The organism is Streptomyces sp. cg40 (genome assembly GCF_050320165.1).
GTDB lineage: Bacteria > Actinomycetota > Actinomycetes > Streptomycetales > Streptomycetaceae > Streptomyces > Streptomyces hokutonensis.
Window position 1 is genome coordinate 144,141 of the sequence record NZ_CP190128.1, and the last position, 20,237, is coordinate 164,377.

The following is a 20,237-nucleotide window of genomic DNA, read 5'->3' on the forward strand; positions in this document are numbered from 1 at the left end:
CGCAACCGGGCGCGGCCGACGGAACGGACTCAAGCCGGGAAGCCGGTCGCGGTGGCACGGCGGTCCGCCCGTCCGGCCGCCGATACCCACGACACGGCTCCCGCTCAGCATGTCCGAAGCGCGCCCCTCGCCCCCTCGACCGCCAGGTCTTCGAAGCGCGACCTCGTGTCCCCCAGTACCACGAGTCCGGCGTTTCTCGGCCTCGTCGTCCCTGTCCGCCACCCCGTCTCCTCACGCCCATCGGTGATCGACCGAGCCTCGACGACATGCATCGCAGAGTGGATCAAGAGTACAAGGCCGGGGCGCCCCGACCTCGTCGGGCACCGGATCCGGATCCGTCCCTCCGCCCGGCCGGATCAACGCCCTCGCCGCCGTGTCCGGGGCGGAGCGTGGGCGTCCGAGGCTCGACGGCTTCACGTACGTGGCGGTACAGGGTCGCGATCCCGGTGCCGAACCAGGCGGCGAGTCGGGACGGATTCCGCCAGGGCCGACGAGATGCGGTGACCGAGTCCGCTCACGACGTCGCCGCATACGCGCCGAGGAGCTTGCCGCCGACCGCGACCAGCCGAGCCCCCGACAGGTCGACCTGGACTCCCGCGACCAGGAAAAGCACCGGGAGCAGCAGGACGTTGTCGACGAGTCCGACGCGTTGGCGCGGGTCCGCACGGAACCGGCTGGTGCCGGACAGTGGGACGGCAGCGCCGAAGAAGAACGACGCGAAGGCGAAGGTACAACCTCTCATCAACCCGAAGGCCAGAACGCTCAGCGGTAGAAGTGCCAGCCGTACACACTGACGAGCAGGTCAGGCTACGGGGACACTCGCTTCCCACGTGTGACGAACACCGGCCCCGGCCTCAGCCGGCCACTCACTCCTCGCCTCATCGTGCTGTTGGTTCAGCGGGCCGGTTGGAATGTGGCCCTCGGTGATCGAAGCGGAGAGTCACGCGCCTTGCGGGTGAAGGTCGAGTGCGATGTACGGGGCGAGTGCGTGCAGGAAGTCCGGTGCGTCGAAGATCTCGCCCGCGGAAGCGACGCCGACAGTCTTGGTGCGACCGGTCAGAACGCGTTCGAGGGCCTCGGCGACGAGAGGCGCGGTGACGGCGTAGATGTCCTGGCCGCCGGCCGTGGCCCGGCGTTCGACTCCGCCGGAGCGTACGACGGCGTCGACGAGGAAGGTCTGGTCCGAGCGCCCGCTCCGGTCGGCGGCGGCAGGGGCCGGCGTGTCGGCGGCGGCGACATCACGGACCGCCTCGACGGTCATGTAGGTGGTCACGTCGGGAATGGAAAGGTGCTGAGGAACGGTGACGACGTCCGCCATCGTGAACTCGCCGATCACCTCCCGGACTCCCGTCGGTTCCGGGAAGGTCCACCGAAGGGCGGGCGCGGCGTCGGTGCGGCGCTCCCAACGGCCGCCGCTGTAGCGCAGGCGGACGTCGCCGCGGCGCTCGCGGGAGACGGCACCGGACAGGCGGGTGCCGGCGCTGGGGTGCCAGCTGCTGAGCGCGTAGGCGATATGGGCCTCATCGGCCGCGGTCCAGTCGCCCATCGCCGCGGTGACCAGCAGGTCGCCGAGGCCGCCGAAGAACGCCATGGCCGGGACGATCACCGCTCCCGCGTCCCGGGCTCGCTCCTGGTAGTGGGCGAAGGTGTCGAGGTTGGCCTCAAGCTCGGCGGCCACGTCCAGGTACGGGATCTTCGCACGGAGCGCAGCCTCGATCACGGGACCGGTGGTCGTCGCGAAGGGGCCCGCGCAGTTGATGACCGCCACCGCGTCCGCCAGGGCCCGGTCCAGCGACTCCGCATCCTCGGCCGATGCCACCCGGGCCTCAAGGCCGTGCTGCTCGGCCAGCTCCCGCAGCGCCCGGGCGTTGCGCCCGGAGGGCACCGGGACGTATCCGCGCGCGGCCAGCTCCGCGACCACGAACCGCCCGGTGTGACCGTAAGCTCCGAACACCGCCACCTGCTGACCTGACGTCATGAGACCGCCCCCGTCCACTGGAACACCCGCCGCGATGTCGATCCGCCGCGGCCTGACAGGCACATCGTGTCCTCGTGGCAGCACCTCGCACGAGCGTCGGAAACGACATGACACGTACAGTTTCGGACATGCCCACCGTCGCGCTGGCCGTCACCGACGGCATGCTCCACTACGAACTGTCCGTGGCCATCGAGATCTTCGGCGCCGACCTGACCCACGTCGTGGACCCCTGGTACGACTTCTCCGTCTGTGGAAGCGGTCCGGTACAAGTCGACCGCTTCCGTCTGGCGCCCGACCACGGACTCGACCATCTCGCGCACGCCGACACGGTGATCGTCCCCGGCTGGGCCGACACCGACCGCGAGCCGCCCGGCGACCTGGTCCAGGCGGTGCGCACCGCCCACGAAGCCGGCGCCCGCGTGGCCTCTCTGTGCACGGGCGCCTTCGTCCTGGGCGCGGCCGGACTGCTCGACGGCAGGCGTGCCACCACCCACTGGGCCCACACCCGGGAACTGGCCCGGCGCCACCCGGCGGCCACCGTGGACCCCGACGTCCTCTACGTCGACAACGGCGACGTCCTCACCTCCGCGGGCAAGGCCGCCGCCATGGACCTGTGCCTGCACCTGGTCCGCCTCGACCACGGCTCGGCCAACGCCAACAAGATCGCCCGCCGTCTGGTCGTCCCGCCCCACCGCGACGGCGGCCAGGCCCAGTTCATCTCCACTCCCCTGCCCGAGCCCGGCAACCACCCCCTGGGCGAGCTCTTCCCCTGGGCTCTGGAACGACTGGACCAACCCCTCACCGTGGAGGACCTGGCCCGCCAGGCCCGCATGAGCTCACGCCACCTCGCCCGCCACTTCAAACACCTCACCGGCACCACACCACTGCAGTGGCTCCACACCCAGCGCATCCGCCACGCCCAGGAACTCCTGGAAACCACCAACGCCACCGTCGACACCATCGCCACGGCCACCGGCATGGGCACCGCCACCACCCTGCGTCGCCACTTCCACCGCAGCGTCGGTGTCCCGCCCGACACCTACCGCCGCACCTTCCGGCCCCAAGAGCCACTCCCAAGCCCGCATCACGGAAGCTGACACTTCACGGTCATAGGCCAGATCCGTAGCCGGACGCACGTTCGCGCCCCCGTGCAACCCGTGCGCCCTTCCGGGGGTGTTACTCACGGAAGTTCGCGCTCACCGACCGGAGCGCGGAGCACGACATCAAGGAAACGGGGAAGCCGGGGTGTGCGTATGACCAGCCCTTGTACGCCTGCCGCCTCTGGGCGAGAGGCTGCGGACAGAGCGGACCGGGAGGCGGCCGACAGGATGAGAACGGGCCGGAAGGAAGAACCGCCCGGTGCGGACGTCGACGTAGGGGACTTCGAGACGTACGCGACCGCCCGCTGGTCGTGGATGCTACGCCTCGCCTATCTGTTGACCTACGGCGACCACCACGAGGCGGAGGATCTCGTCCAGACCACGCTCGCCAAGGTGTACCTGCGCTGGGATCACATACGCACCCTCGGAGCACCCGACCGTTACGTCCGCCGCGCGCTGATCAACAACAACACCACGCGACAGCGCAGACGACGGGTCGTACAGCTCCTCACCCCGCACCTGACCGAGCCGGACACACGTGCCGACCACATCAGCGACCACGACAGCTACGACACCCGCACCGAACTCCTCGCCGCGCTCGCCACCCTCCCGCCCCGCCAACGCGCCGTCGTCGTGCTGCGCTACTGGGAGTGCCTGGGAGAGCAGGAGACCGCGGACATCCTCGGTTGCTCGGCCGGCACCGTGAAGAGCCAGGCGAGCCGCGCCCTGAAGAAACTGCGCGACTGCGCGGTCCTGTCCGACTACGCCGCGACAGCGGCACAGAGCTGAGGGGGAAAGGGCCCACCCGATGACGACCGACATGTCACCGCAGCCGCCGGTACCCGAACTGTGGCAGGCACTCGACGACGCCGCGCACGGCTGCGCCCCACCGTCGTTCCCGCTCGAACGGATCATGCGGCGCAGCCGGACCATCGCGCGACGACGCCGGTGGGCGGCGGCCACCCTCGGCGCGGCCCTGCTGGTGCCCGTGGGCATCGAGATCGCAGCCCCTTCCGAGCCGACGGCCTCGCACAGCGTCACCAGTACGGACCCCACACCCGCGCACTCCCCCACCAGGCCCGCGTCACCGAGCCCCCGAACGGAGGTGCGGATCGTAAGTCCCGGGGAGAAGGTCCAGGCAGGACTCGGCGTCTGGTACCTGCTGAAGCCCAGGGAGTTCTGCGACGCGGCACCCGGTCACGAAAAGCCCATCTGTGTGGGCTACCTCGACGTCAACCAGCCGGGGGCAGTGCCGATGACCATGAACGTGCATCCGCTCGCCCAAGGCACCGTGTACATCCTGGCCTATACCGGAAAGACCCCGGCCGCCAGAATCACCATGACGCTCAAGGGCCGGACCACCGAACTCCCCATGGTGCGGCTGGGCGGCAGGCCTGCCTATGTGAGCACCTACGCAGTCGGGCCGCCTGAGAACATCTCGCAGGAACAGAAGAACGAACAGAAGAACAGGGAACGGGCCAACCGTCCCGTCTTCCGGGCGTACGGCACCGACGGCAAGGTGTTGGCAGAGATGTCGTCATTCTGAGGAGCGCCCGTCCCGGAGAGGCTCACCCGGCGCTACCCGGGCGAGCCCCTCGGAAAAGCGAGACCATCCGGAGGTCGTCGCACGCCGGTTCGTCTTGGAGCGGATGCACCTTGTCGTCCAGGCACGGCGGATACGGCGCGCGACACCGACTGGCCGGCGCCGGTCGGCTCCACTGGCATCCGGACCCGTCGGCACACCGGCCCTGGGCGCTCCCGGGGGGCCTGACCAGCAAGATTCACCTGCCTTACGACGTGCTTGAGTCCTCAGATGTCTCCAGCGGTGTCGGCGGGGCTGTCACCCTCTTGGCGAGGAACTCGCGCATGCGGTCCTCGACTTCTTCGAACTGCCGGCCCGGGGCCGCGAAGCCACGGAAGAGGGTTTTGCAGTACTCACGAGAAAGGGAATCCGCATCCCACTCGCCGTCGAGTTTGACCCATTGGTAGGTGTGGTTGTGCATGTTGAGGAACTGGAGCGTGGCCAGCCTCGGGTCCAGCTCGCGGAACGAACCGTCCTCCATTGCGAGCACGAGAAGCCCCTGCACAACGTCCTCGAACTCCCGGCGCTGGCCCAGCAGTCGGGCCAGGTTGACACCGTCCAGGTTCCGGTAGTCGTGCTCGTAGACCCAGACGTGATCGAGCCTGGCGAGGATGTTCTCCACCAGTGTCTGCGACAACATCCGCAGCTTCAGGACCGGGTCGGCTTCCACGTCCGCGATCCGGCGGGCGGAGGCCAGCAAGGGTCGCATGACCCGGTCCTGGATCTCGACAAGAAGGTTCTCCTTCGAGCCGATGTAGTAGTACAGGGCACCTTTCGCCAATCCGACCACGGTGCCCAGCTCGACGATGCCAGTCGCCGCGTACCCCTTCCGCGCGAACAAGGCCGCAGCCTTGTCGATGATGTCCTGTCGTCTGACCTCGTAGTCCGGGCCGTGTCCTGGTGGTCTCCCCATAAGGCGTCACCCTAAGCCGTCGCGTCAGCGGCCGACCTTGCCGACATGGCGTTGAGCCTTGCCCCTGGCCACGGATGCTGCGGTAGCAGACCGCGGGCGCCGCCATGGACGCTCGACGTACGCGTCAGCTGGCCCGAAGACCGACCGCCAGCGTCAGTTCGAGGACCCGGTGTGGCGATCCGAGGTCCGGGAACAGCTCCCGCAGCTGCGACATCCGGTAGCGGACCGTCTGGGGATGGACGAACAACGCCGTCGCCACCTCGTCCCGTCTGCCCTGGTGCAGCAGCCACTCCCGCAACGTCTCCTCCAGCCGCCGGGCGGTCGCGGCGGGCAGAGTCCGCAGCGGTGCGAGGGCCCGGGCCCGCAGATCCGCGAACGCTTCCGCGTCGGCGCTCAGGACCAGTTCGGGCAGGTGGTCCTCGGTGTCGCGGATGTCGGAGGAGAGGGAGCGCGCGCGTACGGCTCGTGCGTACGAGGCGGACGCACGGGTCCATGGCCGGGCCGGGCCGGCCACGGCGGTGCGGTCGGTCAACTGCCGCAGGAGATGGGGTCGGTCGGCATCGGGGACGAGCAGTGCCCCGGTGCCGTCCGGCAGGTCGTCGAGGACGAGGGTGCTCGGGTCGAGTGTGCGGTAGGCGGGCCGGGCCTGGGCGGCGGGCAGCAGGACCGCGGTCAGGGAGACCGGGGGCTGCCACCCGGCCCGTTGGGCGGAGGCCAGCAGTACGTCCGGGCTCGCGCCGGCGAGGAGGTCGCGGGCCAGGTGTTCCAGGTGGCGCTCCTGGGCCCGGCCCCGGGCGGCCAGTTCGTCGGCGTGGCCCGCGGCGCTCGCGGCGGAGAGCTCGTCGATGTAGGCGAAGGTCAGCTCGGCGAACTTGGCGACCTCGGCGGCGGGCAGACCCGCGGGTACGGCACCGGCGGCGAGGCATCGCCAGGCCACGCGGGCGCCGACGCGGTAGGCGCTGAGCAGGGCGTCCATCGAGCGGCCGTCGCGGACTTCGCCGCGGCCCAGGTCGTAGGCCGCGTCACCGCCGTCGCCGGCCGTGGCGTTGCCGCTCGCGAGGTCCAGGTAGTGCCCCAGGGCGGTGCGGACGGCTCGGCGGATGGTGCCGCCCATGGGGCCCGAAAGGGCGTTGGCGTAGGGCGGGACCTCGTCGATGATCGCCTGGACGACCTCGTCGGCGGTGCTCGTCAGCGCGGCCCTCAGTGCTGTGACCGTCGTCTCGTCCAGGGCCAGTTCGCCGGCCCTCTGCGTTGCATGGCTCACGCTTTTGTTCCCTGTGAACAATTCTGCCGATCAGATTCACGCCCTACGGACAGGACTTTACGCCTTCAGGCGCAGCAGGCTGGAGTCATGACGAGTACAGCCCTTCGCAGCAGGGCGTGGAAACTGCTGGAGATGGTCACGACGCCGCTGCTGCCGTCGGACTACCTCGACCTGGTCAGCCCGCTGCGTGCGGGCGCCGACCTGCGGGGGCGCATCGAGGCCGTGCGTCCCGAGACGGGTGACGCCGCGACCGTGGTGATCAGACCGGGACGGGGCTGGCGCGGGCACAGAGCCGGTCAGTACGTGCGGATCGGGGTCGACGTCGACGGGGTGCGCCTGTGGCGTGCCTACTCCCTCACCTCGCCGACCGACCGCCGGGACGGCCGCGTCACGATCACCGTGAAGGCGATCCCGGACGGCAAGGTCAGCAACCACCTGGTCCGCAGGGCGAAACCGGGCACGCTGATCCACCTCGACCAGGCGACCGGCGACTTCGTGCTGCCGCGGGCCAGGCCCGCAAAGGTGCTCTATCTGACGGCCGGCAGCGGCATCACGCCCGTGATGGGCATGCTGCGCGACACCGAGTTCGACGACGTCGTCATGGTCCACTGCGCGCCACGGCCGCAGGACGTGATCTTCCGCACCGAACTGCACGACCTGGCCGCGGACAAGAAGCTGCGGCTCACCGAGGTGCACACCGACACGGACGGCAAGCTCGACGTCGCCCGTCTCGACGAACTCGTGCCCGACTGGGCCGAGCGCGAGACCTGGGCCTGCGGGCCCGCGGGTCTGCTCGACGCCGCCGAGAAGCACTGGGCCGAGCACGGCGTACAGGAACGTCTGCACACCGAACGCTTCCGCCCCGGCATCGTCGTCACCGGCGACGGCGGCGAGGTCACGTTCAGCGCCTCCGGCAGGACCGTCGACGCGGACGGCGCCACGCCGTTGCTGGATGTCGGCGAGGAGGCCGACGTGCTCATGCCCTCCGGGTGCCGCATGGGCATCTGCTTCGGCTGCGTCACCCCGCTCAAGGCGGGCGCCGTACGCGACCTGCGCACCGGCGAGATCACCGAGGCCGAACCGGGCGTCCTCATCCAGACCTGCGTGTCCGCCGCGGCGGGCCCCTGCGACATCGAACGGTAGGAACACCTTGACCGCCATCGACCCCACCGCCCACCTGACCGCGGAGCAGATCGAGGAGCTCGGCCGCGAGCTGGACGCGATCCGCGACGAGGTGATCGCCGACCGCGGCGAGAAGGACGCCGCCTACATCCGCAAGGTCATCTCGGCGCAGCGCAAGCTCGAACTGGCCAGCCGAGGCGTGCTGTTGTTCTCCTTCTTCCCTCCCGCGTGGCTGCTCGGCACCGCCGGTCTGTCCGTGGCGAAGATCATGGACAACATGGAGATCGGCCACAACATCCTGCACGGCCAGTGGGACTGGATGCGGGACCCGAAGATCCACTCGACCACCTGGGAGTGGGATCACGTCTCGCCGGCCGAGCAGTGGAAGCACTCGCACAACGAGCTGCACCACACGTACACGAACGTGATCGGCAAGGACAACGACCTCGGCTACGGCATCATGCGCGTCGACGAGGACCAGAAGTGGCACCCCTTCCACCTCGGGCAGCCGCTGTGGAACTTCCTCAACGCCTGCTTCTTCGAGTACGGCATCGCGGCGTACGACCTGGAGCTCGGCAAGAACCTGCAGAAGCGCCGCCGCAAGAACCCGGAGTTCCGCGAGCGCGCCAGGGCAGTGGGCCGCAAGATCCGCAAGCAGGTGCTCAAGGACTACGTGATCCACCCGCTGCTGTCGGGCCCGTCGTTCCTCACCACGCTCGGCGCCACCTTCACCGCGAACCTGGTCCGCAACCTCTGGACCCACTCGGTGATCATGTGCGGGCACTTCCCCGAGGGTGTGCAGGTCTTCGAGCGCCGGTCGATCAAGGGCGAGACGCGCGGCCAGTGGTACCTGCGCCAGATGATGGGCTCGGCGAACATCAGCGGCAGCAGGGCCATGCACTTCATGACCGGCAACCTCTCCCACCAGATCGAGCACCACCTGTTCCCGGACCTGCCGAGCAACCGGTACGCCGAGGTCGCGGTGAAGGTGCGTGCGCTGTTCGAGAAGTACGAGCTGGAGTACGTCACCGGACCGCTGCCCAAGCAGGTGTTCTCCGCGTGGCACAAGGTCTTCCGGCTCTCGCTGCCGAACAAGAAGACCGAGGTCAAGGCGCCGGAGCGCGAGCAGGAGCTGGTCGCCGCCTGATTCCCGGTGCGGGTTGGATCTCGTACGGCTCCTGCACTCGTCGTCGGTCGGCGGCCCCGCCCCTCCGGCCGCGATGCCGACGCCGCCATCCGACCGACGTAGGGCCGCCGCGTCGGTCGGTCACGAGCCGGTCCTGGTCCCGATGCCGTGGGCGAGCAGGCTCTCGGCGGTCTCCGCGATGGTGTCCTCGATGGGACGCGCCCGCCATCCGAGGACCTTCTCCGCCTTGGCGCTCGTGGCGTCGAGGTCCCGGCCGAGCTGGTGCCTGAGCAGTCGCAGTTCCGGGTTCACGAGGCCCAGTGCGCGGGCGAGCCACACGGGCAGTTCACGGGTAGGTGCCTTCGCCGCCCGGTCGCCCAGGCGGTCGTGCAGGATGCGTGCGATGTCGACGACACGCAGGCTGTGCCCGGCGACCGCCAGGAAGCGTTCGCCGGCGGCTGCCGGATCGGTCATCGCGCGCAGATGCAGGTCCGCGACGTCGCGCACGTCGACGAAGCCCATCCCGAAGGGAGGGCACGCGGGAACCTGTCCTTCGAGCATTCTGCGGACCAGCCGCAGGGACGGCGGGTCGTCCAGGCCGAGCAAGGGTCCGAGAACTCCCACGGGATGAACCGCCGCCAGTTCCAGTCCGGCGCCTTCGTCCTGGACGAACTGCCAGGCGGCGCGTTCGGCGAGGGTCTTGGACCGCTGGTAGGGCGGGATGTCGCTGTCGACGTCCGTCCAGTCCTCCTCGGTGAACGGGGTCGAGCGCGGTGGGTGTCCGATCCCGATGGCGCCGAAGGCGCTGGTCAGGACGACCCGGCGCACGTGGGCGTCGCGGGCCGCGCGCAGTACACGCAGGACGCCCTCGCGTGCCGGTACCACCAGGTCGTCGTCGTTAGCGGGCGTGTGGCGCAGGGTCGGCGAGGCGACGTGGAGGACGAAGTCGCAGTCGGCTACGGCAACGTCCCAGCCGTCGGGCTGTTCGAGGTCGGCACGTACGACGGTGAGCCGGTCGTCGTCGAACGGCGTGGCCGCGTGCAGCCAGGCTCGCAGTGCCGGTTCGCGCCGCAGGTCGCGGACCGTGGTGCGGACGGTGTACCCGGCGTCGAGCAGGGCCTGGACGCACCAGCTCCCGATGAATCCTGTTCCTCCGGTGACCAGTACGTGTGTCATCTGTCTCTCCTCAGTTCCGGACTCGTGCGGTGATGGGGCGCCCGTGGGTGCGAAAGGGCGCGAAGGACGAGTTTCACGCGAGGGCCATGCCGGGGACGCGCTTGCGGATGGCCTCCATCTCGGCCTCGTCCGAGACGCCCTGCCAGTCGTACCTGGGGGTGTACGGGGCCTCCAGCGCGCGCACGTCGTCATCGGTGAGGTCGACGTCGAGGGATGCCACCGCCTCGTCGATCTGCCGGATCGAGCCGGCGCCGACCAGTGGCGCCGTGACGACCGGCCGGCTTCGCAGCCAGGCGAGCGCGACCTGTGCACGGCTGACACCGTGGGCCTCCGCTACCTGTCCGACCGCGTCGACGATCGCGCGATTGGACGCCTCCTCCGTCGGCGAATAGAGCGTGTCCGCGTAGGCGCCGTCCGTCTCGGAGCGCACCGTCGAACGGGCTTCGTCCCACGCGCGGGTGAGTCGGCCACGGGCCAGCGGCGACCAGATGATCGTGCCCACGCCCTCGTCCAGGCACAGCGGGATCATCTCGCGCTCCTCCTCACGGGCGAGCAGGTTGTAGTGGTCCTGCATGGACACGAACCGCGCCCAGCCGTTCTCCTTCTGGAGGCGCAGCGCCTTGGCGAACTCCCACGCGTGCATGGACGAGGCGCCGAGGTAGCGGACCTTGCCTGCCTTCACGAGGTCACTGAGCGCTTCGAGGGTCTCCTCCCAAGGGGTGGAGTGGTCGTTGCGGTGGATCTGGTAGAGGTCGATGTAGTCGGTGCCGAGGCGGCGCAGCGAGTGGTCGACCTCGGTCATGACCGCCTTGCGCGACAGGCCGCGGCCGTTGGGTCCCAGCCGCATCGGGTGGCGCAGCTTGGTGGCGATGACCACGGCGTCACGGTCGGCGAAGTCCCGGAGCGCACGGCCGAGGATCTCCTCGCTGGAACCGTTGGAGTACATGTTCGCGGTGTCGAAGAAGTTGATCCCCGCGTCCAGCGCGTGCTTGATGAGCGGTCGCGCGTCCTGTTCGTCCTTCGACCACACGGGGTGCCCGCGGTCGGGCTCGCCGTAGGTCATCGCGCCGATCGCGATCGGGGAAACGTCGAGGCCGGTCGTGCCGAGCTTGATGTAATGCATGACGCTCCTTAAAGTATGCGGAGAGGTCTCCACATAACGTAGTGGAGAACTCTCCGCTTATCAAGGTGAGGTCTCGTGGTCCGTTCGGACGCCCGTGAGAACAGGGCACGCATCCTCGCCGTCGCACGCGAAGCGCTCGCGGAGGACGGCAGTACGTCGATGAACCAGATCTCCCAGCGCGCGGGAGTCGGCGCGGGCACGCTGTACCGCAACTTCCCCACCCGCGAGTCGCTGGTCCTGGCCGTCTACCAGGACGAGGTGGCACGCATCGTCGACGCCGTGCCCGACCTGCTGGCCCGCATGTCTCCGCTGGAAGCGCTCCACCACTGGACGCTCGACCTCGTCGAGGGCATGCGCAGAAAACACGGCCTCGGCGACGCCCTGGGCCCCGGCGCGCACCAGGCGATCAGCGAGCAGAGCTACGGCCCGGTCATCGCCGCGATCACACAGCTCCTCGACGCGGGCAAGAAGGACGGAACCATCCGCCCCGACGCCGACCCCGGCGACTTCCTCCAACTCACCGGCGCCCTGTGGCGCGCCGCGTCCACCCCCGAGGACCGGGCACCCCACATGCTCGCGCTCATCCTCGACGGACTCCGCACGCACCGATAAGAACGCGCGTGTGAGCCCGCGCGACCGCCTCCAGCACCGCCGGCCGCCGGCTGTACGAGCCCGGTCGGCGGCGCAACACCTGGGCGACGGGTCGCCGGTCCTGCACCAGGTACACCGGCCGCACAGTCGTGGCGACGCATCGGTGGCCGGTGGCGTACGCCTCCCCAACCGCCGTACAGGAATGAACTCTTCTGTCGCGGAGGCGGTCCGGCGGGAGCATGTCGCGGACGTTCGGGAGGTCCTGCGGGCCCGGTGAGACGACGTTGACGGTCACTCCGGACGGGGCGACTTCACGGGCGAACACCTTGGTGAGGGTGGCGACCCCGCCCTTGGCCGACGCGTAGTGCGCGCCGGTCGCGGTGCCCCGTTCCGGCCGGCGAGGGAGACGATGCGGCCGTCGCCGCGCTCGGCGAAGCAGGTGCCGGAGACCTGGCAGCCGGAGAAGGTGCCGTTGAGGTTGGTCTACACGACGGCATCGAAGGTCTCGGGACTGATCTCCATCAGCGGCTCGGTCTTGGAGTGCCCGGCGTTGTTCACCAGGACGTGCAACGCACCCCAGGGTGCGACGAGTTGGTCGCGGGCGCGGACGAAGGCGTCCTTGTCGCGGACGTCAGCGCCAGTCCTACGGCATAACGGCCCTCCGGGTCGAGTTCCGCCGCCGTCTTCGCCGCGGCCCCATCGTCCGGGTCGGTCAGCGCGACCTGGTAGCCCTGGTCGGATCCGGCCCGCACGGCGGCATCGCGCGGCTGCCGGCCGGGGCGCGGTGAGCCGAGGTCCACGTCAACGTCCGCCAGGGGCGTGGCCGTTGACGGGTGCGCACCGGCGGTTCCTGCACGCCGGTCGTGGCAACGGGAAGCTGTGGTCGTTCCTTCACGTACGTACGTCAGGGCGGCGACACCGAATAGCACTGGGCCGGATCGTCCGGCCCGGGGCGCGTCAAGCAGGCCTGGAGCCGTGTCGCCCTGTCGCTCGCGGCGATCAGATCCGTGTAGATGAACGGGTCGCGCTTGCCCAGGTCGGCGACGTCGACGCTCTGGGTGGGGTGGCCTGGTGTCGTCAGCGTGAGCCGGTCGCCGTCGGCAGCGTTCCACACCCTGGCCCAGGCGGCGCGGCACAGCGGGTTGTAGCGGATCTCCAAACCCACCCCGGCCGGGGTCTCGATGTGCAGGAGCGTCTGTGGCTGTACCCCACACAGCTCTTGCCCCGGGTCGCGCCCGTCGCACGAGACTCCCGAGCAGCCGACCCGGAACCCGCGAGCCGAGGAGGCCATGCCTTCAGTGCTCTCGCCGGATGACCCCCATCCGTCGGCCGCGAGAGTGATCAGCACCACGAGCAATGTCACGGCGGCGCTCACCGCTGCTCCAGTACGCCACCTTCTGCGGTGGCGCGGGGCCGGTTCCCGTGCCTCCGGGCCGGTCGTTGCGGCGTCGGGTGGGGTGATGGCCTGACCGTCAGGAGCCCCCAGATGCAGGGAACTTGCCTCCACGGATGTGGGCATCGGCGCTCGGAGAGTGGCCGGCGCGACTGCGGCACGCCGGTTCCAGGAGGATTCGGCGAGTTCCCACAGGGCACGCAGACGGGGTTCCGGCTCGTTGGCGAGCCGGCACAGCGTGCGGACGGCCGGCCAGGGCGCCAGTGAACGGCCCGTGAGGTAGCGCTGCCAGGACGACTTGCTGAACGTCGACTCGGCGGCGAGTACGGACAGGGTCAGCCTGTGACGGTCGCGGAGCGTGCGCAGTTCGTCGGCGAGGCGAACGCACTCCCGTGGTATCTCCGTCACCGTCGCAGTGCCGTCCAGGTCTGCGGTCCGACCTCGCCGTCGATGCCGAGGCGGTACGTCTTCTGTGCCTTGATGACGGCAGACTCGGTGAGCGGTCCGAAATTGCCGTCGACACCGCCCGGTGAAATCCCCGCATGCTGGAGCAGGCACTGCAGTTCGGCCACGTCTGGTCCTGACATGTCGACTTCGAGATGATCCTTGCGAGTGGTGCTGTTACCTGCGTACCACAGACCACCCCTTCGGACGTAGTCGCAGGTGTACGAGACGGGTCGGGCGACCGCCGCTGGACGAGTGGCCGTACCGGAGAGTTGAGGATGTTCCAACTCGACGGCCAGCAAAGCGATTGCCGCGCCCGCCGCGGCCGAGACTCCGATGGTGAGGAGCAGTCGGAGGCGTGACGTGAGAGGTGCGGCGCTCAGTCGGCCGAATACCGGGAACCGTCCGTCGGCACGCCCACCGCTCGCGGTGTCCTGAACGCCTGGTGCGCTGTCCTCTTCGGCGGAAACTGCCGCACCAACAGCCTGTTCGAAGCCCCAGACCCCCTGCGCCGTCTCGTGCCGTACCAGCAGCCGTGTCGGATCTGCCCCCACCGTCGCGGCCAGTGCTTCGACCGCCTCGCGCGGAGGCAACGACCGGCCGCCGAGGTACCGATTCCACGACGAGGAGCTGTAACCGGTGCGGGCGGCCAGCTCCCGCAGGTTCAGCCCACTGGCGTCCTTGAACCGGCGCAACTGCGCCACGAACTCCACGACCGTGGGGTCGAGCCCTGAAGGCAGCGCCTTCCAGCGCCCCATGTCCTGCCCCCGTTCTTCCTCCCGGCACGCTCCCCAGGTGCGGTGCGTCAGCGCGATGCTAGCGGCTCGCCTGCTTCCGCTTCCAAGCGGCACGACTGTGTTGCGGCGACCCGCTCCACTGCGGCGCGGGGCGGAATCACCGCAGGTGGAAGGAGGTACGGGATGGATTCGATCGCGCCCAGCAACTCCAACCCCCTCTCGCCGTAGGACGGATGGCGGGGTGGGGCACCGCCCAGCCCTGTTCGGCGGGCGGCCGGCCATGCCGAAACCGTCCCGCTCAACCGTCACCGTGCCGCGCATCCCAGCAGGTCAGAGCCGGTGCCGTCCCGCGATCCCACCACATGCCGACTCGCCGTGGACGCGGGCCGGACCGGGGCTCGAAGATCACCTGCAGCGCTGCTTCCGACTGGCACCGCCCAAGCGCTGGACAGTTGGCGCCGACAGGACTCGAATGCCGCGTCGCCCAGCGGCTCCCGCGTTGCTCACCGCAACCAGACGTCAAGGATTGGAACGTGTCATGAACCTGTTTGACCCCAGCCGTGTGTTGTCCCGCCGCAGACTGCTGACCCTCGCAGGCGGTGCCGCGGTGGCCACCGCGACCGGCATCGGATTCGCCCAGTCGGCGTCCGCGGCGACCGGCTACGGGATCGACTACTCCGACGCGTCGCTCACCGCCGGTTCGGTCGCCGCGGCGGGCTACGGCTTCGTGTGCCGATACCTCAGCTGGCTCCCGAACCCGAAGGTCCTCACCTTGTCGGAGGCCCAGGCCCTGACCGCCGCGGATCTGGGCATCGTCTCCAACTGGGAGTCCGACGGGTTGCAGGACTGGCAGAGCGGCGTCCCGTCCGACCCCTACTCCCAGGGGGCGGGGCATGCCACGGAGGCGCAGCGGCAGGCGCTGGCCAACGGGATGCCGTCGTCACGGCCCATCTACTTCAGCGTCGACTTCGACCTCCAGTCCTCGATGTACTCCGCGCTCAACTCCTACTTCGACGGCGTCGCTTCGGTGATCGGCCGGTCCCGGACCGGTGCGTACGGCGGCTACCACGTGATCAAGGAACTCTTCGACAACGGGAAAATAACCTGGGGCTGGCAGACGTACGCGTGGTCCAGCGGGAACTGGGACAGCCGCGCGCAGTTGCGGCAGGTCCAGAACGGCATCTCGGTCGCCGGGCACGACGCCGACCTCGACCAGGCGATGGCCGCCGACTACGGGCAGTGGGGCGGCTCGGGCGGCGGCGGTACCGGCGTCATCCTGCCGTCCTGGCCGAACATCACCGACGGTATGACGGGGCCCAGCGTGCAGGCGGCGCAGTATCTGCTGCGCTACCACGGTGCCTCGATCACCGCCGACGGCCAGTTCGGGGCGGGCACGCTCGCGGCGACCAAGAGCTTCCAGTCCGCGCACGGCCTGAGCGTGGACGGCCAGATCGGACCGCAGACCTGGTCCGCACTGATCGTCCAGGTCCAGTCCGGCTCCACCGGCGACGCCGTCCGGGCCGCGCAGGTGGAGCTGAACCGGTTCGGCTACAACCTCACCGTGGACGGCAGTTTCGGCTCCGGCACGCTCAGCGCCGCCCGGGCCTTCCAGTCCGCGCACGGCCTCGGCGTGGACGGCCAGGTCGGACCGCAGACCTGGCAGATGCTCGTGGGTACCGGGACCGGCGCCACGGGCGGTGGCACCGTCGCCCCGCCCTGGCCGAACGTCATCGACGGCGACACCGGGAACAACGTGCTGGCCGCGCAGTACCTGCTGCGCTACCACGGCGCCTCGATCACCGCCGACGGCCAGTTCGGGCCCGCCACCCTCGCCGCCGTCAAGAGCTTCCAGTCCGCGCACAGCCTGAGCGTGGACGGCCAGATCGGCCCGCAGACCTGGTCCGCACTGATCGTCCAGGTCCAGTCCGGCTCCACCGGCGACGCCGTCCGAGCCGCCCAGGTGGAACTGAACAAGTTCGGCTACGGCCTTTCCGTGGACGGCAGTTTCGGCTCCGGCACCGAGAGCGCCGCCCGGGCCTTCCAGTCCGCGCACAGCCTCGGCGTGGACGGTCAAGTGGGCCCGCAGACCTGGCAGATGCTCGTCGGCAGCTGACCGCGGAGCCTCTACGGCGGCGAGTGTGCGGGGCGGGGCGAACGCGACCATGCGTTCGCCCCGCCCTCATTCGTCTCAGCGTTTCCAAGGCCGGCATCGACATGACAGATCCCGCCAGTTGCGGGCGCCGAGCGAGCCCCTGTACCCGCGCAGCCAGTGCTGGAACCGGGCGGGGCAGGAGCGGATATCGGCCAAAGCCGGAGCCTCCGGCACTCGGCTCGAAGCGCTTTGTGTCAGAGTCCTCGCGCATGCAACCGCCGCACCACGTCAGCGGTGTTGACCAACGGGGCTCGTGTGCTCCTTCGGCCTGCGTGCGGAAGAGCGGAAGGAATCGAGGTAAAACGGGGTGTGCGCGTTGACCAGCGCTCGTGTGCCCGCCTTGTGCGGAAGAGAAACGACCCGAAAGGCACACGCTGCCGGAATCGGGGGACGATGAGCGGCGTACTGATCCATGTGCCACAGGACCCGCCGCTGACGCTGCGGCTCGGCGCGGGTGAGGTCGCCCGCTTCGGCCGGGGCTCGGACACCGTCGCCGTGGAGTTGCGGCTCGACGATCCGGCGGTGTCGCGGCTGGCCGGGGAGATCCGGGTCAGCGAGGACCACTGGCTGCTGAGCAACCTCAGCGCCACGCAGAGCTATCTGGTGGAGAACCCGGAGGGCGCGGGCGAGTATCTGCGGGTGCCGCCGCGCCGCCTCGGGGCGCCCATTCCCTTCGAGTTCGCGCGCGTGGTCCTGCCCACCCGGGACCACCCGGTGAGTTTTCAGGTCTTCGCCCCCGACCACGTCTACCTGGACCCGCAGGGGGCGGTCGGCGGCCTTCGCGGCACGCAGACCCTGACCGCGTACTCGATGGACGAGACGGCCACGTACTTCCTGGTCCTGGTCGCCCTGTGCGAACCGCGGCTGCGCGACGAGTCCGCGCTGGCCGTTCCGACCACGCCCGAGATCGTGGAACGTCTGCGGCAGCTTCCGCAGTGCGCGCGCCTCACCGCCCGTGGGGTGAGTGCTCACATCGACTACCTCGCCGAGGAGAAGCTCCGCATCGTCCTGCCGGAGTCGCGTGATGCGGGCCGGGGCGCCCGCCGCAACGGCAAGCGCGAGGCGCTGGTCGGCATCGCCCTGCGGTTCGGGGTGGTCGGCGAGTCCCATCTCGGGCTGCTGCCCTCCCGTTCGGCGGCCTCCTGCAACAGCGTCCAGGCGCAGGCGGTGGGCCGGTGAGTCGTGGGGCCGAGGCCGAGCGTGTTCCGGCCGGTTTCCGGGTCGGGGACTGGGAGGTCGGGGAACCGATCGCGGACGGGGGCTGGGGCTGGGTCTACGAGGGCCGGAACGTGCGCGGGCCGGACGAAGACCACCCGGCCGTCGTCGCGCTGAAGTTCCTGCCCACGTCCGGACTCGCCCCTCAACAGGCGCGCGGGCTGCTGGAATGCGCCCACCGCGAGCGCGAGTTGGGGCGCCGGGCACGGCATCCCCGGCTGATCCGGGTGCTCGACTCACTCGTACTGAACGAACCGGACCACCCCGAACTCGACGGCGCGATCGTGCTGGTGATGGAGCGTGCCGAGCGCAGCCTGCGCCAACTCCTCGGTGGCGAGGCTGGGTTGACCGACGGGCAGGCCGAGCGGATCCTGACGGAGATCTGCGAGGGGCTGGCCCATCTGCACGAACTGGGCTGGGTGCACGGCGATCTCAAGCCCGACAACGTTCTCCTGATGGCGGACGGTTCGGTTCGTCTGTCGGACTTCGGGCTGGCCTCGGAGCTCGACGGCACCCACGGCACGCACGCGTGGATGCCGCCGCTGGGCACTCCCGACTATCTGCCGCCCGAGCGCTGGAAGGCCCCGCTGGGCGAACGCGGTGTACAGGCGCGGCCGAGCGCCGACATCTGGGCGCTCGGCATCATGGTCCACCAGATGTTCACCGGCGGCACCTCCCCCTTCCCCGGCGCGACCCCGGCCGCGCGAGGAGCCGCCGCACAGGAGTACGCCGGCGGACGGTCGCCCCTGCGGCTGGATCCCGCCGTACCGCCGTTCTGGCGCGAGCTGGCGACCGACTGCCTCGCCCCCACCCATGAGACGCGCGCCGCCTGCACCGCGGGAGCCGTGCTGGCCCGCATCGGTACGTCCACTCATGGCGGCGCGAGCGCGGCGCGTGCCCGCCGGGACCGGCGGCGTCGGCGGGTCGTTCTCGGCGCCGCGGCGGGTACGGCCCTGTGCGCGGCGGCGGTCGCCGGCTGGGTCTACGTCGCGGACGACAGCGGTGCGAAACGGGACGGCTCGGTCCATGCCACGAACGTCTCCGACACCGCCGGACCCGCCGCCATCACGGTGTACAACGTCGAGCCCACCTGCCGGGCCCATGCCGCCGACCGTGATCAGCAGTGCAGTCTCGGTCTGGCGATCGACCCGCTGGCGCCGTACACCGTCGCCAACGTGGTGGCCACCCGGGTGTGGCACGGGGACATCCTCACGGCCCAGTGCCGGTTGCCTCAAGGGCTGCCGGTGACCGACGAGTTCGGCACCCGTTCCACCGAGTGGTACCGGGTCCGGCTGCCGGGCGGCGCGGCCGACTCCACCGCGTGGTTCCCCGCCGTGCGCACGAAGGACCGGCCCGCCCTGCCCACCTGCCGATGAGGCCGCGTGCACCCGATCCGGCCGGTTCAGGTGCAGGCGGGGATGTCCCGGCCGTCGTTGTCCTTCGCCTCGTCGTTGCCCCAACGGTCGAGGTAGTAGGCGGAGACGTACGCCCGTCCCCGGCCGCCCGGGTTCACCTCGTCGAGGTCGGTCAGCAGCCACCAGTGGTTGTAGGCCGCGCCGACCCGCACCTCGTCGCCCCACTTCCTGCACAGGACGTAGTTCGTGCCCTTGCGCAGGGTGCCCTGGGCGGTGCAGCGCGATGTGCTGTCGTGCGTGCAGTTGGCGTCGGGATAGCCGGTGGCATCGGCGAGGGTGTCCACCCAGTACTTGGTGGTCGGCTGTCCTCCCCCGCCGTCGCAGGCGTTGGTGCTGGTGACGCGGGGGAACGGGCCGTCGGGGGTGAGCCGGTACTCGGTGCCCTGGAGCACCGGGTTGACCATCTCGTCCGTCTCGCCGTCGTTGTCGCCGTTGGTGTCGTAGAGCTGCTCGTAGTGCAGATGCGCCTCCTCCGTGCCGACCAGTCCCAGCCGCCCGACCGGGTCGCCCGACGCGACCTGCTGGCCCAGGTGGACGTCGATGCGGTCCATGTGCAGGTAGACGCTGAACCAGCCGCCGCCGTGGTTGATCTCGATGCCGCCGGGTTCGAAGAACTCGGTGACCGTGCCGGCGGCGGACGCGGTGACGGTGGCGCCCAGGGTCGGGCCGTCGACGTGGTACATGTCGAGTTTCTTGTCGTCGGGGTCGTGGCCCAGATACGTCTGCAGCTGCCAGGTCTGTCCGCAGGGGAACGGCAGCCGGAAGTCGGGGCGGGCGGTGGGCGCCGCCGACGCGGCCGGTGCGCTCGCGCACAGTCCCGCCGTCATCAGCAGCGCCGTCAGTGCCGCCGCCCAGCCCGCTCTTCCCGTCGGCCTCGACTTCATGATCCTCGCCCTCTCTTCGCCT

General features: G+C 70.0%; 20 protein-coding genes. 9 read left to right on the top strand and 11 right to left on the bottom strand.

Translation table 11 applies throughout. The features are described from left to right. Positions 1-514 precede the first annotated feature (514 nt). Both ACQHII_RS00555 and ACQHII_RS00560 read right to left on the bottom strand, forming a co-directional pair. Complete coding sequence (locus tag ACQHII_RS00555) at positions 515-742, bottom strand: hypothetical protein (RefSeq protein WP_427917263.1); 228 nt, start codon at positions 740-742, stop codon at positions 515-517. Positions 743-940: 198 nt separating this feature from the next. Further along, positions 941-1,978, bottom strand: a complete 1,038-nt coding sequence (locus tag ACQHII_RS00560) for a saccharopine dehydrogenase family protein (protein WP_427917264.1) — start codon at positions 1,976-1,978, stop codon at positions 941-943. 128 nt (positions 1,979-2,106) lie between these two features. Between ACQHII_RS00560 and ACQHII_RS00565 the strand changes: the two genes are divergently transcribed. The 3 genes from ACQHII_RS00565 (at position 2,107) to ACQHII_RS00575 (ending at position 4,624) form a co-directional block, all read left to right on the top strand. Next, positions 2,107-3,075 (top strand): helix-turn-helix domain-containing protein, encoded by a 969-nt coding sequence (locus tag ACQHII_RS00565; RefSeq protein ID WP_427917265.1) that lies wholly within the window; start codon positions 2,107-2,109, stop codon positions 3,073-3,075. A 231-nt stretch (positions 3,076-3,306) separates the two neighbouring features. After that, the gene (locus tag ACQHII_RS00570; protein WP_427917266.1) at positions 3,307-3,867 is read left to right on the top strand and encodes a SigE family RNA polymerase sigma factor; all 561 of its coding nucleotides are present in this window, start codon (positions 3,307-3,309) and stop codon (positions 3,865-3,867) included. Positions 3,868-3,886: 19 nt separating this feature from the next. After that, positions 3,887-4,624, top strand: coding sequence for a hypothetical protein (locus ACQHII_RS00575; RefSeq protein WP_427917267.1), 738 nt, complete (start codon positions 3,887-3,889; stop codon positions 4,622-4,624). Positions 4,625-4,868: 244 nt separating this feature from the next. Here the strand turns inward: ACQHII_RS00575 and ACQHII_RS00580 are convergent, their stop codons facing one another. Both ACQHII_RS00580 and ACQHII_RS00585 read right to left on the bottom strand, forming a co-directional pair. After that, positions 4,869-5,573: a TetR/AcrR family transcriptional regulator gene (locus tag ACQHII_RS00580; RefSeq protein WP_427917268.1), complete on the bottom strand. Its 705-nt coding sequence runs from the start codon at positions 5,571-5,573 to the stop codon at positions 4,869-4,871. Positions 5,574-5,697: 124 nt separating this feature from the next. After that, positions 5,698-6,837, bottom strand: coding sequence for a PucR family transcriptional regulator (locus tag ACQHII_RS00585; RefSeq protein ID WP_427917269.1), 1,140 nt, complete (start codon positions 6,835-6,837; stop codon positions 5,698-5,700). Positions 6,838-6,969: 132 nt separating this feature from the next. Between ACQHII_RS00585 and ACQHII_RS00590 the strand changes: the two genes are divergently transcribed. Both ACQHII_RS00590 and ACQHII_RS00595 read left to right on the top strand, forming a co-directional pair. Beyond that, complete coding sequence (locus ACQHII_RS00590; RefSeq protein WP_427925188.1) at positions 6,970-7,980, top strand: ferredoxin reductase; 1,011 nt, start codon at positions 6,970-6,972, stop codon at positions 7,978-7,980. Between the two features lie 7 nt (positions 7,981-7,987). Then, entirely contained in the window at positions 7,988-9,106 is a 1,119-nt protein-coding gene (locus ACQHII_RS00595; RefSeq protein ID WP_427917270.1) for a fatty acid desaturase family protein, read from the top strand. Between the two features lie 120 nt (positions 9,107-9,226). On the opposite strand, the gene ACQHII_RS00600 is transcribed toward ACQHII_RS00595, so the two are convergent. Together ACQHII_RS00600 and ACQHII_RS00605 are read right to left on the bottom strand one after the other, a co-directional pair. Continuing rightward, on the bottom strand, positions 9,227-10,261 hold the full coding sequence (locus tag ACQHII_RS00600) for an SDR family oxidoreductase (protein ID WP_427917271.1): 1,035 nt from the start codon (positions 10,259-10,261) through the stop codon (positions 9,227-9,229). Positions 10,262-10,334: 73 nt separating this feature from the next. Continuing rightward, on the bottom strand, positions 10,335-11,384 hold the full coding sequence (locus ACQHII_RS00605) for an aldo/keto reductase (RefSeq protein ID WP_427917272.1): 1,050 nt from the start codon (positions 11,382-11,384) through the stop codon (positions 10,335-10,337). A gap of 75 nt (positions 11,385-11,459) precedes the next feature. On the opposite strand from ACQHII_RS00605, the gene ACQHII_RS00610 reads away from it, so the two are divergent. After that, a complete protein-coding gene (locus ACQHII_RS00610; protein ID WP_427917273.1) occupies positions 11,460-11,996 on the top strand; it encodes a TetR/AcrR family transcriptional regulator in 537 nt (178 codons plus the stop codon). Here the strand turns inward: ACQHII_RS00610 and ACQHII_RS00615 are convergent. The 4 genes from ACQHII_RS00615 to ACQHII_RS00630 all read right to left on the bottom strand — a co-directional run bounded on the left by ACQHII_RS00615 (position 11,965) and on the right by ACQHII_RS00630 (position 14,570). Continuing rightward, entirely contained in the window at positions 11,965-12,555 is a 591-nt protein-coding gene (locus ACQHII_RS00615) for an SDR family oxidoreductase (RefSeq protein WP_427925189.1), read from the bottom strand. The two genes, ACQHII_RS00610 and ACQHII_RS00615, sit on opposite strands and share 32 nt — an antisense overlap. Continuing rightward, a complete protein-coding gene (locus ACQHII_RS00620; protein WP_427925190.1) occupies positions 12,459-12,716 on the bottom strand; it encodes an SDR family NAD(P)-dependent oxidoreductase in 258 nt (85 codons plus the stop codon). Before ACQHII_RS00620 ends, ACQHII_RS00615 begins: the two co-directional genes overlap by 97 nt. 163 nt (positions 12,717-12,879) lie before the next feature. Further along, positions 12,880-13,776 (bottom strand): DUF2690 domain-containing protein, encoded by an 897-nt coding sequence (locus tag ACQHII_RS00625; protein ID WP_427917274.1) that lies wholly within the window; start codon positions 13,774-13,776, stop codon positions 12,880-12,882. Further along, positions 13,773-14,570: a peptidoglycan-binding protein gene (locus tag ACQHII_RS00630; protein ID WP_427917275.1), complete on the bottom strand. Its 798-nt coding sequence runs from the start codon at positions 14,568-14,570 to the stop codon at positions 13,773-13,775. Before ACQHII_RS00630 ends, ACQHII_RS00625 begins: the two co-directional genes overlap by 4 nt. A 517-nt stretch (positions 14,571-15,087) precedes the next feature. On the opposite strand from ACQHII_RS00630, the gene ACQHII_RS00635 reads away from it, so the two are divergent. The 3 genes from ACQHII_RS00635 (at position 15,088) to ACQHII_RS00645 (ending at position 19,292) form a co-directional block, all read left to right on the top strand. Further along, entirely contained in the window at positions 15,088-16,662 is a 1,575-nt protein-coding gene (locus ACQHII_RS00635) for a peptidoglycan-binding protein (RefSeq protein WP_427917276.1), read from the top strand. A 432-nt stretch (positions 16,663-17,094) separates the two neighbouring features. Next, positions 17,095-17,880, top strand: a complete 786-nt coding sequence (locus ACQHII_RS00640) for a serine/threonine protein kinase (RefSeq protein ID WP_427917277.1) — start codon at positions 17,095-17,097, stop codon at positions 17,878-17,880. After that, positions 17,877-19,292, top strand: a complete 1,416-nt coding sequence (locus tag ACQHII_RS00645) for a serine/threonine-protein kinase (RefSeq protein WP_427917278.1) — start codon at positions 17,877-17,879, stop codon at positions 19,290-19,292. The genes ACQHII_RS00640 and ACQHII_RS00645 overlap by 4 nt, the downstream gene beginning before the upstream one ends. Positions 19,293-19,318: 26 nt before the next feature. Here the strand turns inward: ACQHII_RS00645 and ACQHII_RS00650 are convergent, their stop codons facing one another. Further along, a complete protein-coding gene (locus ACQHII_RS00650) occupies positions 19,319-20,215 on the bottom strand; it encodes a M23 family metallopeptidase (protein ID WP_427917279.1) in 897 nt (298 codons plus the stop codon). Positions 20,216-20,237: the final 22 nt, after the last annotated feature.